11 protein-coding genes are annotated in these 13,474 nt (G+C 66.9%); 4 read left to right on the forward strand and 7 right to left on the reverse strand.

All coding sequences use genetic code 11. From position 1 onward, the window contains the following. The first annotated feature begins 3 nt into the window (after positions 1-3). Positions 4-624: a tyrosine-protein phosphatase gene (locus tag B9C43_RS12040; protein ID WP_084426179.1), complete on the forward strand. Its 621-nt coding sequence runs from the start codon at positions 4-6 to the stop codon at positions 622-624. Between the two features lie 15 nt (positions 625-639). Here the strand turns inward: B9C43_RS12040 and B9C43_RS57500 are convergent, their stop codons facing one another. The 3 genes from B9C43_RS57500 to B9C43_RS12050 form a co-directional block, all read right to left on the reverse strand. Beyond that, the gene (locus tag B9C43_RS57500; RefSeq protein ID WP_200825536.1) at positions 640-816 is read right to left on the reverse strand and encodes a hypothetical protein; all 177 of its coding nucleotides are present in this window, start codon (positions 814-816) and stop codon (positions 640-642) included. A gap of 717 nt (positions 817-1,533) precedes the next feature. Then, entirely contained in the window at positions 1,534-2,286 is a 753-nt protein-coding gene (locus tag B9C43_RS12045) for a hypothetical protein (protein ID WP_143446295.1), read from the reverse strand. 112 nt (positions 2,287-2,398) lie between these two features. After that, a complete protein-coding gene (locus tag B9C43_RS12050; protein WP_033392787.1) occupies positions 2,399-3,091 on the reverse strand; it encodes a GntR family transcriptional regulator in 693 nt (230 codons plus the stop codon). A gap of 94 nt (positions 3,092-3,185) precedes the next feature. Here B9C43_RS12050 and B9C43_RS12055 point away from each other — a divergent pair, with 94 nt between their 5' ends. After that, on the forward strand, positions 3,186-4,439 hold the full coding sequence (locus B9C43_RS12055) for an MFS transporter (RefSeq protein ID WP_033392786.1): 1,254 nt from the start codon (positions 3,186-3,188) through the stop codon (positions 4,437-4,439). Then, positions 4,436-5,203, forward strand: coding sequence for a putative hydro-lyase (locus B9C43_RS12060; RefSeq protein ID WP_033392785.1), 768 nt, complete (start codon positions 4,436-4,438; stop codon positions 5,201-5,203). The genes B9C43_RS12055 and B9C43_RS12060 overlap by 4 nt, the downstream gene beginning before the upstream one ends. Here the strand turns inward: B9C43_RS12060 and B9C43_RS12065 are convergent. Then, positions 5,188-6,366: a phytase gene (locus B9C43_RS12065; RefSeq protein WP_084426181.1), complete on the reverse strand. Its 1,179-nt coding sequence runs from the start codon at positions 6,364-6,366 to the stop codon at positions 5,188-5,190. The genes B9C43_RS12060 and B9C43_RS12065 overlap by 16 nt on opposite strands. 171 nt (positions 6,367-6,537) lie before the next feature. Here B9C43_RS12065 and B9C43_RS12070 point away from each other — a divergent pair, with 171 nt between their 5' ends. Further along, complete coding sequence (locus tag B9C43_RS12070) at positions 6,538-9,627, forward strand: S8 family serine peptidase (RefSeq protein ID WP_160096487.1); 3,090 nt, start codon at positions 6,538-6,540, stop codon at positions 9,625-9,627. Between the two features lie 138 nt (positions 9,628-9,765). Here the strand turns inward: B9C43_RS12070 and purH are convergent, their stop codons facing one another. Genes purH through B9C43_RS12085 form a run of 3 tightly spaced genes read right to left on the reverse strand, consistent with a single transcriptional unit; the run spans position 9,766 to position 13,360 of the window. Further along, positions 9,766-11,331, reverse strand: coding sequence for a bifunctional phosphoribosylaminoimidazolecarboxamide formyltransferase/IMP cyclohydrolase (gene purH, locus B9C43_RS12075; protein ID WP_084426183.1), 1,566 nt, complete (start codon positions 11,329-11,331; stop codon positions 9,766-9,768). After that, a complete protein-coding gene (gene purN / locus B9C43_RS12080) occupies positions 11,328-11,960 on the reverse strand; it encodes a phosphoribosylglycinamide formyltransferase (protein ID WP_084426184.1) in 633 nt (210 codons plus the stop codon). Before purN ends, purH begins: the two co-directional genes overlap by 4 nt. A 41-nt stretch (positions 11,961-12,001) precedes the next feature. After that, positions 12,002-13,360 carry a cell division protein PerM gene (locus B9C43_RS12085; protein WP_084426185.1) on the reverse strand — a complete coding sequence of 453 codons (1,359 nt, stop codon included), beginning with the start codon at positions 13,358-13,360 and terminating at the stop codon, positions 12,002-12,004. Positions 13,361-13,474: the final 114 nt, after the last annotated feature.

Here is a 13,474-nt window from a genome sequence, read left to right on the forward strand (position 1 = left end):
TTGATGGTGTTGGAATGGGAGGGCTGCCTCAACGGCCGTGACGTAGGCGGATTGCCCTCGTCCGATGGTCGACGAATCCGCTCCGGCGTGCTTCTCAGGTCAGACAGCCACAGTCGGTTGACCGCCGACGGAATAGCGGCAGTCCGCGCCGTGGGGATCACTCGCATACTGGACCTCCGCTGGACGCGGGAGACCGAGCAGGAACCCAGCCCGTTCGCAGATGATCCCGTGTACTGCAACGTGCCATTGATTGCAGAGCTGGCAGAGCAAGGCACCACCATGCCGGACGCCTACCGATCCATGCTCGACAACAACCAACGTCAAATCACTGACGTCCTCACGCGGATAGTTGACGCACCACCCGGCCCACTCGCGGTGCACTGCAGCGCAGGCCGAGACCGGACGGGAGTACTCGTGGCGCTTGCGCTGAGCGTCGCGGGCGTGCCACCCACGTCGATCGCCGCGGATTACGCGCTCACAGATGGCTGCAGCGGCGACACAATCCTCCGAACGCTGACCCACCTGCATAACCAACATGGAGGCGTGGATGCATACTTGCTGGCGGGTGGAGCGAGCCACGCCCAGCTCAGGCAAGTAAGGAACCGCCTACTGGAAACGCGATGACAGGTCCACTCTGGACTATTCCGCGCTGACGGTGCCTCGACGTTTGGTCTTGTAGGGCAGTACGAACAAGTACACACCGCTGAACGCGAGGAATGCCAAGGGGAACAGCGGTAGGTACAACACCCAATCGGCGGGCTGATCCTGCGTGGCGACAGCGATTGCGGTGATGACGACGGTCAACAAGAAGGTCATGGACAGCCAACGATGGGTTGAGCGAATCCGCTTGCTCCACACTGGAACCTCCCGCAGGAACTCGACTGAGTGGTGATTTCCGTGGTGGTCACGCTAGTTCCGGCACGCAGGCGGACGCTTCTCGATTCCTGACCGGTCTGCCCCGGCCCGTACGGGACACAAAGGTGTCCAAGAACCTTGCGTACCTGGAGTCGCCGGTTGTCCACGATGGCGGGTGCTCCGCTTCGGAAATGGCCTCGGCACGCCAGACGGACGCCCGCCTGCGGAACCAGTGCAGCTTCAAAACCTTCGGTGAGCAAGGTGGACGACTTCTTCGGTGGCGGCATGGCGAAGCAGTTGCACCAGCGGCGGCGGCAGCCGCGCGGCAGCGATAGCGGCAGCCTTGGCTGAGGTGGCGTGTCGGCCGTGCGGCGGTGGTGGCAGCCATGACCGGGCGGCGGCTGTAAGCGGCCGTGGCTGTTGGCGGTGGCGGTGGCCGCGACTATGGCGGCTGTAAGCGCCGGTGGTGGTAGCAGTTGTGCGGTGGTGGCCGTGGCCGTGGCGGAGGCAGTAGAGGCGGAGGGTCCTGGGCGGCGGAATTCCCGCTGCACCTTGGCGTTGTGGTGATCGCGACCATGACAGACAGTTCGCCCACGCACATCCGGTCACAACGGAAGAGGTATCCACGGACGTGGAGACGGGATGCGCGTGAACCCGCCGAGGCGCAACCGCGGGTCGTCAGCGGATAACGCCATCCACGGCGGCCAGTTCGACCGGGCGCGGCGTCTCCTCCGCATGCGGGGGCCATATGCCTTCGGAGGGCAGCGGTGTCGGCGTTTCGGAAATGCCTTCTGGGCCAACGAAAACTGTGGTCGTGGTCGGCCGGGCCGCTGAGCCGCGGCCACGGGCTGAGACGGTGAGCTCGCGCGTGTGCAAGTGGCCGTAGCCGTCTTGCAGGCCTGACCACTTTGACTCGACGTGCGTCAGCTCGAGGTCGGCGCCGGGCCAGGGGCCGAATGGGATCAGCACGGCACCCCGATGCCGGGCGCGCGCTGACAAACGGCGGGCGTGCGACTCCTGCAGCCGTCCGGCCGCCGCGATCACGACGATGTCCACGCCGTCGAGCAGTGCGCCTGCCACGGCTGGCAGGTCGGGCCCGGGACGGGGAACCAGTGCCAAGCGGGACACGGCGACACCAAGCTCCGCCGCGGCCACGACCCCCAATCGAGGCATGCCGATCACCCCCGCCCACGACCCGCCGGCCGTGGCTTCGGCGAGCAGCGCGAGCAGCACAGTGACGGACCCGCGTACCGCTACTGTGCTGCCACGCCGCAAGCCACCCCATGGGAAGAGCCCGGCCAGTGCTTGACACACCGGCAGCACTCGTTCCCGGTCGACCGATGTCAGGGTCAGGCCGCTGGCCACTCCCACCCCGTCGGGCATGGCCACGGACTTCAGCGACGCCGCTCTCGTCACTGCCGACCCTGACACCGGAACACCTCCCGCACACCGAACGACCGCCGTGGGGAGCCGGCGCGTCTCGAACATGTGTTCGAGCGCTGAGGCTAGCTTATCCAGGTTTCGATTCGGACCGCAAGGCGGGTCACTCTGATGGGTTGTGCTTCGAGTAGGCGCCCACGAGCTGGCGTTCCGCGTCGTCCAGATACGCCGCCAGCATGCCTGCCGCGCCCGCGCCATCGCCCTGCTGGATACGTGCGGCGATCTCACCGTTGCGCACCAGGTACGGCTCGTGGAACCAGCGCGGATCCGCCATCACGTAGAACACCAGACGCAGCTCGGCGAGGATGCCGCGCATGATCTCGTCGACCCGCGGGCTGCCCGCGAACGACGCGATCACTTGGTGGAACCGGATGTTCGCGGTGCCGAGCGCACGCCAATCGGACTTCTCGGCCGCCGCGGCACCGTCGGACACCGCGGCTAGCAGAGCGTCCAGCCCAGCGGGCGGCGCTGTCATGTCGCGAACAGCGGCGCATTCGATGAACTTGCGAACGCGGTAAATGTCAATCACATCGTCGGTGGTCAAAACCCGGACGAACACGCCACGGTTGAGCTCGTGCGTCAGCAGGCGCTCGTGTGTCAGCAACCGGAACGCCTCACGCAAAGTGTTGCGGGAGACGGCAAGCGCGCTCGCGATCGTGTCCTCGGCCAGCCGCGTGCCGGGCGTGAAGAAGCCTTCGCTGATCCGCGTCCGCAGCACGTCAGCGACTCGTTCGGCGGTGCTGGTCCGGCCGAGCAGCGCTCGATCGGCGATCAGTCCGGACGTTTCGAGCGACATTCGCTCATCTTACCTCTTGAAGGATTGTTGAACGATCCTTACAGTCAACACGACCTGGGCCACCAGGCCCAGAGCACATCCTCGGGAGGTGCGGATGAGCACGACGACCCAGGACAAAGCCAGGCCGTTCGAGTGGTTCCGGTCGCTCGGCCAGCGCGGACGCCGCGCCTTCGTCGGCGCGTTCGGCGGCTACGGCCTCGACTCCTACGACTTCCAGGTGCTGCCACTCGGCATGGTGGCCATCACCGCGTACTTCAGCCTCAGCAAGCCGGAAGCGGGCCTGCTCACCACGGTGACCCTGGTGGTGTCGGCGATCGGCGGTGCCGTGGCGGGGATTCTGGCCGACCGGATCGGCCGGGTCCGCACGCTGGTGCTCACGGTGATCACGTACGCGGTCTTCACGGTGGCGTGTGGGTTCGCCCCGAACTACGAGACTTTGCTTGTCCTGCGGGCATTCCAGGGCCTTGGCTTCGGCGGCGAGTGGGCCGCGGGCGCCATTCTGATCGCCGAGTACGCGAAACCCGAGTACCGCGGCCGTGCGGTCGCGTTCATCCAGAGCGCGTGGGCGGTCGGCTGGGGTCTGTCGGTGGTCGTCTACACGGTCGTGTTCAGCCTCGCCGACCCGGACATCGCGTGGCGGATCCTGTTCTGGACAGGCGCTTTGCCCGCGATTCTGATCTGGTACGTGCGCCGCAACGTCACCGACGCGCCACACGTCGCAGAACAGCGCACAGCGAACAAGAACCGCGGGTCTTTCGCGGCGATCTTCAAAGGAGAGCTGACCAAGACCACGTTGTTCGCCGCACTGCTGGCAACCGGCGTGCAGGGCGGTTACTACACCTTGGCGACGTGGCTGCCCACGTTCCTCAAGGAGGAGCGGAATCTGACGGTCGTGGGCACCGGCGGATACTTGGCTTTCCTGATCTCTGGCGCCTTCATCGGGTACGTCACCGGCGGCTATCTCACCGACCGGTTGGGGCGTAAGAAGACCTTCACTCTCTTCGCCGTGCTGTCCGCCGTGTTGATCGTCGCGTACATCAACATTCCCGAAGGCGCGAACACCCTGGTGTTGTTCCTCGGCTTCCCGCTCGGCTTCTCCGCGTCGGCCATCTTCAGCGGGTTCGGGTCATTCCTCGCCGAGCTGTACCCGACCGCACTTCGCGGCACGGGCCAAGGGTTCACGTACAACTTCGGTCGCGCGGTCGGCGCGCTGTTCCCGACTCTGGTCGGTTTCCTCGCCACGAGCTGGGGCGTCGGTGGTGCAATGGTGTTCGGGGCGGTCGCGTACGGCATCGCTGTGCTGGCGTTGCTGTGGCTGCCGGAAACCGTGGGAAGGGAGCTGACATGACCCCGGAGCAAGCACGAAAAGCCTTCCGCGACGGGACAGTCTCGCCGACCAGCGGCTGGGCCCCCGGGTACACGCAGGCCAACCTGATCGCGGTCCCGCGCGACTGGGCGTACGACCTTCTCCTGTTCGCGCAACGCAACCGGCAGCCGTGCCCGATCCTCGACGTCACGGATCCGGGCGTGACAAGCACGCCGCTGGCGCCCGATGCGGACCTGCGCACAGACCTGCCGAGCTACCGCGTCTGGGAGAACGGCGAGCTGGTGTGCGAGCTGCGGGACGCGACCCGGCTCTGGCGCTCGGACCTGGTGGCGTTCCTGCTCGGCTGCAGCTTCACGTTCGAGCATGCGTTGGCTGCGGCGGGCATCCCGCTGCGGCACGTCCAGCAGGGGCGCAACGTGTCGATGTACATCACCGACCGGGACTGCCGGCCGGCTGGCCGGATGCGTGGCCCGCTGGTGGTGTCGATGCGGCCGATCCCGGCGGACATGGTCGAGCTGGCGAGCAGGATCAGCAGCCGGATGCCGGACGTGCACGGCGCACCCGTGCACGTCGGCGACCCGGGCGGGCTCGGCATCAAGGACCTGTCCACACCGGACTTCGGGGACGCGGTCGAAGCCGAACCCGGTGACGTGCCGGTTTATTGGGCCTGCGGGGTGACCCCGCAGGCGGCGTTGATGACCTCGTGCCCGCCGTTCGCGATCACGCACTCGCCGGGCCACATGTTCATCACGGACGTCCCGGACGAGACCTACCGGATCGCCTGAGCGACCAAGTCCCACCGGACGAACTTGAAGTTGGTGCTCTCCCTCGGTTCGCCGGCGTTGTCACCGTCCTGCACGGCCAGCAGGCCGTGCGGGAACCGGTGGCCGAGGCCGGTACCGATCACCGCGGCGCCGTCGCTCTCCTGCACCAGGTCGTCACCCAGCTTGATCTGGAACGACGTCTTGTACTTGCCCGGCAGGTCGTAGGCCGCGAATGTGTTGTCGCCCTGGCTCGACGCGAGCAACAGGTTGCGTCCATAGTGGATGGTCAAACCCTCGACGTCCGCCGAGATGTGCTTGCCGCCGAAGCCAGGGTCCGCACCAGGCGTGCACTCCTCGGTCTCCGGGTCGTACGTCCCCGGCACGCCGAACTCACGGACCTTGTCGATCAGCACGGGCTCGCCGACCAGATTGGCTGGCATCCGCCAGATGCCGACGTCTTCCTGACCGGCGTACAACGTCCCGGTCCGGTAATCGACGACCATGCCCTCGACCTGCGGCAGGACTCCGGGTTCGTCACATGGCTGCCACTTTGTGCCGTTCGGCAATGTGAACTCGGCAGGCAGGTCCAGGGTCCGGACGACGCGGTAGCTGTACTTTCCGCCCTGGGGCAGGACTTTCAGCAACGCGACCTGGGTCGTCGACCTGCGGCTCACCAGGACGTAGGTGGCGCGATCGCTCGGGGAGTACCACGCCGCGAGGCCGTAGGCCGTCTTTTGCTCGTCCACTTCGGACTGGGAGCTGTTGAACACGAACGGCACATCCGGCGCTGTCACGTCGACCAGGCCGTTGACCTGGTAGAACCGGATGTGGTCCCGGCCGCGGTCGGACACGATCGCCAAGTCGCCCACGATGTCGACGTTGTTGAACCGGCCCGGGGCGTGCTCAGGTCCCGGTCGCGCGGGCGCGGGCACGTGCTTGATCTGCGTGCCGTCCAGCCGGTACGAGTACAGCCCGCCTTCCTTGGCGGTCGCGACCACGATGCTGCGGCCGGGATCGCGCTCGTTCACCCAGATCGCCGGGTCGTCGGCGTCGGCGTTGCCGCCTTCCTCGTCGTCGAACAGCCCAGGCGTCTCCACCTGCGCTTTGACTTGCGGAACACCCGTCGCGGCGGCCGCGGGGGCGGTCAGCAGCAATACGGTCAGCACCAGCAGCACTCTTCGCATTCCGGGGATCCTTCCTGCCGACTGTGAACGGCTCTCTAACAGCAGACGTCGAATCCTCCTTCAGGAGGACGCAACAAACCGGCGTCTTATGGCACCTGTGGGTGCATGAGTCACAAACGTTCTGCCATAGCTGTGCTGGCCGGTCTAGTGGCTTGCGGCCTCACCGTTCCAGTGAGCGGGACGGCAACCGCCGCCCCGCTCACCCGGACACTGCCGCCAGACCGTGCGGTCACGTTGTTCACCGGGGACAAAGTGGTTCTCGGCGGCGAGCACGAGGTGACTGTGCTCGCGGGCAAAGGGCGTGAGGGGACCCGTTTCTCCTACTACTCCGACGAACGCGGCGACATCCATGTGATCCCCGAGGATGCCAGACCGCTCTTACGCGCGGACAAGCTTGATCGGCGACTGTTCAACGTCACACAGCTGATCAAGAACGGCTACGACGACAAGACACGTGCGGACATCCCGTTGATCGTCAGCGGCGGCGTGGGCCTTGCAAAGGAACGAGACCTGCCGAGCCTGAACGCATCCGTCGTCCGCGTGGACAAGGCGGCAGGGCTGCGGACGTTCGCAGCCGCGGACAAGATATGGCTGGATGGCCCCGTACGGGCGTCCCTCGACAAGAGCATCCCGCAAATCGGTGCGCCGGAGGCGTGGAACTCCGGGCACACCGGCAAAGGCACGACAGTCGCAGTGCTGGACACCGGGATCGACGCCACCCACGCCGATCTCTCCGACGCCGTCGTCGGCGCGCAGGACTTCACCGGTTCCGCCAGCGGCGTTGACGACCGCGATGGACACGGGACACATGTCGCCTCGATCATCACGGGCGAACACGCGAAGTATCGCGGTGTCGCACCGGACGCCAAGCTGCTGAACGGCAAAGTGCTCAACGATTTCGGCTCCGGTCAGGAGTCTTGGATCATCGCCGGGATGGAGTGGGCGGCGGCCAAGCAGGGCGCCGACGTGATCAACATGAGCCTCGGCGGCTCGCTGCCCAGCGACGGCACCGATCCGATGTCCCAGGCGGTGAACAGGCTGACCGCCGAGACGGGTTCGCTGTTCGTCATCGCGGCGGGCAACACGGGCGGCATGCCGCCCAGCCCAGGCGCGGCGGACGCGGCGCTCACGGTCGGCGCGGTCGACCACAACGACGCTCTCGCGGAGTTCTCCAGCCGTGGCCCACGCTGGGGCGACAACGCGATCAAGCCCGACATCACCGCACCAGGCGTGGACATCGCCGCCGCGAAGGCCACGAACGGCCGGATCGGGGCGCCTGTGGACCCCACGCACGTCCGGCTGTCCGGTACGTCGATGGCCGCGCCGCACGTCGCCGGTGCGGCAGCGATCATGGCCGGGATCCACCCGTCCTGGACTGCCACGGAGATCAAGTCCGCGTTGATGGGCAGTGCCAAGCCCAATCCCTCGTTGACGGTGTTCGAGCAGGGTTCCGGACGGCTCGACGTGGCCAAGGCGGCCAAGCAGCCGCTGCGGTCCGCTCCGGCGAGTATCAACGCCGGTGTGGCTCTGTGGCCGCACCATGACGACGAGCCGATCCGGAAAACGGTGAGGTACCACAACTCCGGTTCAGCACCGATGACCGCCGACATGACGGCTTCGATTCGCGACCCGCACGGAAACCCAGCGCCCGCGGGGATGTTCACCTTCTCCTCGCCGAGCATCACTGTTCCCGCCGGTGGTGAAGCCGAGGTCGTCGTCACGATCGACACTCGGGTGAACGGCCCGGACGGGTTCTACAGCGGAGTCGTCGAGGCGGGCGGGGTTCGGACGCCCATCGCGGTCGACCGGGAGGTCGAGAGCTACGACGTCACCGTGAACTTCATTGACCAGAACGGAAACCTGACCCCGGAATCCGAGATCCGGTTCGTCGAGATGGACATCCGCAAGGCGTTCATCCCTGACAACCCAACGGGTTCACTGGTCGCCCGGCTGCCGAAAGGACGGTACTTCGTCGACTCGGGCGTCGACGATCCCGGAAACCGGATCACCCTGCAGATGGAACCCGAATTCGTGGTCTCCAGCAACACGACACTGGACATCGACGCCAGGAAGGGAAAACCGATCGGGTTCACTGTGGACAAGCCGAACGCCAAGGCTGGCACGGCGTTCTTCCAGTTCGCCCGGAAGACGTCGTGGCCGGGCGGAACCGGAGCCGGTTTCCTGTGGCCGAACTTCGACGGGGTGCATGTCGTGCCATCCCAGACGTCCGCCGCACCGGGCCAGTTCACCTACACAACGCAGACCCGGATGGCGGAACCGGACGGCAACGGCGGCTTCACAACCAGTCCGTACATGTACCACTTGAACCACGATGTCGACGGCCGTGTTCCCGATTCGCTGATGGTTCGCGTGCGGGACAATCAGCTTGCGCGGGTGCGTTCCGAGCACGGCACCACGGCTCCGGGAAGCCTCGGCGCACGTGACAGCATCGTCACCAGACCTCTTCCGTACACTTTGGACGAGTTGTACACGCCCGATTTCCCCTGGTACAACAAGTTCTCCCAGCAGAGCAGCGACGGCAGTCCGCAGTCGTCGACGCGCACCGACACCCGCCGGTCCTACAAGCTGGGTCCGGTGGTCACCGAACGGTGGAACTTCGGGGTCTTCGGTCCCGCCTTCGTGCCACAGCCGAACACCGTCAACACCTCCGCGGCTCGCGCGGGCGACGTGATGCTCTTCAACTTCGGGCTTTACGCCGACCACGACCTGCGCAGAACCGGCGCTTCGAACGACACCGGTTCAACAACGTTGTACCGCGACGGCGAACAGATCGGCACCGAGCCGTGGTCCGGATACGGGCTGCACACCGTGCCTGCCGGAGACGCTCAGTTCCGGCTGCACATCGAGGCCCGCAACCAGTTGGAGGTCTCCAACAAGGTCGTCGTGGACTGGACGTTCCGTTCGGGGACAACGCCCGCACAGCAGGCTTTGCCGCTGATGGCCGTCCGCTTCGCTCCGGCGGTGGATGCCCGCCAGCGGGTTTCCCGGCTGATTCCGACCGTGGTCCCGGTGCACATCGACCACAACTCGGGCGGTCAGGCACGGTCCTTGTCAGTCCAGGTCTCCCATGACGACGGCCTGACCTGGAAGGCCGCGCCGGTGGTGAACTTCAACGGCAAGTGGTTCACGGTGGTGTCGCATCCGAGTTCCGCGAACACCGTGTCGCTGAAGGCATCCGCCAAGGACGCGGACGGCAACGCGGTCGACCAGACCATCCACCGCGCGTTCCTGCTGAAATAGGGGAAGACCCGCCAGACGGGCAGCCCCGACCGCAACAGCAATTCCCGAGGGGGTCCCCCTGATTTCACGTTATCAGTGGGGTCTGACAAAACCGCCCAGCCAGGGAAGACCTGGCTGGGCGGCCCTTTGCTCAGTCAATCAGTGGGCGAAGTGACGCGTCCCGGTCAGGTACACCGCGACACCCGCGGCCTCGGCCGCCGCGATGGTCTCCTGGTCCCGGATCGAGCCACCCGGCTGCACGATCGCCTTCACGCCACCGTCGATCAGCACCTGCGGGCCGTCGGGGAACGGGAAGAACGCATCCGAAGCGGCAACCGAACCCTTCGCCCGGTCACCAGCACGGGTCACCGCCAGCCGGCACGAGTCAACCCTGTTGACCTGGCCCATACCGACGCCAACGGTCGCGCCACCAGAAGCCAGCAGGATCGCGTTGGACTTCACGGCCCGGCATGCACGCCACGCGAAAGCCAAGTCCGCCAACGTTTCCTCGTCAACGGCCTCGCCGGTGGCGAGCGTCCAGTTCGCCGGGTCGTCGCCGTCGGCCTGCAGCGTGTCCTTGGTCTGCAGCAGCAAGCCGCCGGACACCGGGCGCATCTCGGCGCCGCCGCGCTGCGGCTCGGGCGCGACCAGGATGCGGATGTTCTTCTTGCGGGTCAGCACATCCACCGCGCCCTCGGCGTACGAAGGCGCCAGGATCACCTCGGTGAAGATCTCCGCGACCTGCTCGGCCATGTCCAGCGTGACCTCACGGTTCGAGGCGATCACGCCGCCGTACGCGCTGACCGGGTCGCACTCGTGCGCCTTGCGGTGTGCCTCGGCAATGCTCACAGTGGACACTGCGATACCACAAGGGTTGGCGTGCTTGATGATCGCAACGCAGGGCTCGGCGTGGTCGTACGCCGCGCGGTAGGCGGCATCGGCGTCCACGTAGTTGTTGTACGACATTTCCTTGCCGTGCAACTGTTCTGCAGTCGCCAGGCCGGATCCGCCGTGGCTCGAGACATACAACGCCGCGCTCTGGTGCGGGTTTTCGCCGTAGCGCAGGACGTTCGAGCGCTTCCAGCTCGCGCCGACCCAGCCGGGGAAGTTGCTGCCCTCGTCGTCCTGCGACAGCACGCTGCCCATCCACGAGGCCACAGCGATGTCGTACGACGCGGTGTGCCGGTAGGTCTCCAGCGCAAGCTGCTGGCGGTCCTCGATGGTGAAGCCACCAGAGTTGACCTTCTCCAGCACCCAGTCGTATCGCGACGGGTCGATCACCACCGCGACCGACGCGTGGTTCTTCGCCGCCGCACGCAGCATCGCCGGGCCACCGATGTCGATCTGCTCGACGCACTCGTCCGGCGACGCACCGGACGCGACTGTCTGCTCGAACGGGTACAGGTTCACCACGAGCAGGTCGAACGCCTTGATGTCCAGGTCAGCCAGCTGCTGGACGTGCTCGGGGCGGCGCATGTCGGCCAGCAGACCGGCGTGCACACGCGGGTGCAGCGTCTTGACCCGGCCGTCGAGCGACTCGGGAAACCCGGTGACCTGCTCGACCGGCGTCACGGGCACGCCCGCGTCGGCGAGCACCTTCGCGGTCCCGCCGGTGGAGATGATCTCCACCCCGGCCGCGTGCAGCCCGGTCCCAAGCTCCAGCAGACCGGCCTTGTCCGAGACGCCGATCAGCGCACGCCGCACCGGACGTGTCTCTGAGTTCACGGGATGCTCACCTTTCGTCCATCCACGGTGTAGCCCTCGCGCACCAACCGCGCGAGCACGTCGACCAGCAGCCGCCGCTCCACCGTCTTGATCCGTTCGTGCAGTCCGGCCACATCGTCGCCGGACTCGACCGGCACCGCCTCCTGGGCCAGGATTGGTCCGGTGTCCACACCGGTATCCACCAGGTGCACGGTGCAGCCGGTGACCTTCACGCCGTACGCGACCGCTTCTTCGACCGCGTGCGCGCCGGGGAACGCGGGCAGCAACGCGGGATGCGTGTTGATGACGCGCCCGGCGAACTGAGTCAGGAACGCAGACCCGAGGATCTTCATGAAGCCCGCCGAGACCACCAAGTCGGGTTCGTAGGCCGCGACCGCCTTGGCGAGCGCTTGGTCCCACGCGGACCGGTCGGCGTGGTCACGCACGCGTTCGACGAACGTGGGCACTCCGGCGCGTTCGGCGCGCGCCAGCCCTTCGATACCCGTGCGGTCGGCTCCGACCGCGACGACCTTGATCGGACAGGTCTCGTCGCGGGCCTCGTCCAGCAGCGCCTGCAGCAGGGTGCCCGATCCGGAGACGAGCACGACGACCTTGGCGGGGGTGGGCAGAGATGTCGGGTGAGCGCTCAGCGTGATCTCCTGGCCTGGTCGGTTGTGGCCAGCCTAAGTGCTCACTTCTCGATCTCTTCCGGCAGGTCCGGCTCATCGTTGTCTTCGGCCTGCTCATCGGTGTCCTGCGCGACCGGTTCCGCCGGTGGGCCGGCCTCCTGCTCCTCGGCCGGTTCTTCCTCGGCGTCTTGCGCTTCGGCACTGTCCGTGAGGTCTTCGGGCTCCTCAGCGGCTTCGGCGGCGGCCTCGGCCTCGATGGCGTCGTCAAGCAGCCCACGCGACGGAACCAGCACCAGACGCGGCCCGGCCCACCACGCCACGGTCGCCGCGGGCAACGCGATCCACAACAGCATCGCCAGGCCGAGGCTCCACGGATGCATGCTCAACGGATCGAACATGCCGTCCGCGAGCCGTCCACCCGCGCCAATGGCGAGCAACAGACAACCACCGGCCACCACCACGGCCGCTGCGCCCACCGCGCGCAGCCGTGCGATCGGGTCTTCGCTGGCGTCACGCAGAATCCAGCCCACGAACGCGCCAACGCCAAGCGGCAGCAGGAAAAACACCGGCCACCACGCCGCACCGGTCTCCGGCAGGGCGGCAAGCACTGGCACACCGGGCAACGGACCGCCGGTGAAATGCAGCGGCGTGGCCGTGAGCTGGCCGATCGTCACGCCAGGGCCTGCGGCGAAGGACATTCCGCCCACGACGGCGTTCGGCAGGTACGCGACCGACAGCAAGAACATGCCGACGCTGTCGCCGATCCCCGGCGAGAAAAGACCAGCGGCCGTCGTGAAGGACGTGCCCAATCCCAACAGGACCAGGCAGGTGCCCACGCCGATCATCGTGCCGAGACCGATCAGTCCGGCCCACAGGCCGTGCACCGCGAGTTCGTCGACCCGGTCGAACACGTCGTCCAGATATCCCTGCCTGGCAAGGCCAATCACCGCGGCCAGCGCGGCAACCCCAGCTGGCACAAGCAATCCGGCCGCAAGCGACGCCGATGACGTGACCTCAGCGAGCACCCCGCCCGCGATGGCGTGCGTGGCCGAGACAGTCGCGATGATCGGCAAGGTGTCCCGCGCGGAGTCGACCTCGATGCGATCGGCGGCGTTCGTGACCGCGCGGCCGATGAGGAGAATGATCAACAACGTCGGCAGCAGCGGCAAGGCGCCGAGGTCGTGCCCGTCGAGCCGCAGTGGCACCTGGTACGCGGCAAGCCAGCCCGGCATGGCCGCGGACAACACACTCACGGTGGAGACGTCGGCTTTGGTCGCGACGGAGATCACCAACGCGAGCACCACGACCACACCCGCGTACCCCACGAACAGCGGGCCGATACCGGCGACCAGCAGGACCCGCGCACGGCTGCGGATCGGCTCGTCGACGTCGTCCTCGACATCGGGTGGGTACAGCGACATGCACGCACCCTGACAGCCGTCGCGGGCCGCCCGCCGGACGGCACGCCGCCAGTCAACCGATCAAGTGAACACTGTCGGCGCTGCTCACAGAGTGTCTACATAAGACGACGGGCG

Origin of the sequence: Kibdelosporangium aridum (genome assembly GCF_900176515.1) — a bacterium.
GTDB classification, from domain to species: domain Bacteria; phylum Actinomycetota; class Actinomycetes; order Mycobacteriales; family Pseudonocardiaceae; genus Kibdelosporangium; species Kibdelosporangium aridum.

Excerpts from the sequence above, each read along its gene's own strand:
- B9C43_RS12050 (WP_033392787.1), bottom strand. The coding sequence starts at position 3,091 with ATGTCGCTCGAAACGTCCGGACTGATCGCCGATCGAGCGCTGCTCGGC.
- B9C43_RS12065 (WP_084426181.1), bottom strand. The coding sequence starts at position 6,366 with ATGCGAAGAGTGCTGCTGGTGCTGACCGTATTGCTGCTGACCGCCCCC.
- B9C43_RS12040 (WP_084426179.1), top strand. The coding sequence starts at position 4 with ATGGTGTTGGAATGGGAGGGCTGCCTCAACGGCCGTGACGTAGGCGGA.
- B9C43_RS57500 (WP_200825536.1), bottom strand. The coding sequence starts at position 816 with ATGACCTTCTTGTTGACCGTCGTCATCACCGCAATCGCTGTCGCCACG.
- B9C43_RS12060 (WP_033392785.1), top strand. The coding sequence starts at position 4,436 with ATGACCCCGGAGCAAGCACGAAAAGCCTTCCGCGACGGGACAGTCTCG.
- B9C43_RS12055 (WP_033392786.1), top strand. The coding sequence starts at position 3,186 with ATGAGCACGACGACCCAGGACAAAGCCAGGCCGTTCGAGTGGTTCCGG.
- B9C43_RS12085 (WP_084426185.1), bottom strand. The coding sequence starts at position 13,360 with ATGTCGCTGTACCCACCCGATGTCGAGGACGACGTCGACGAGCCGATC.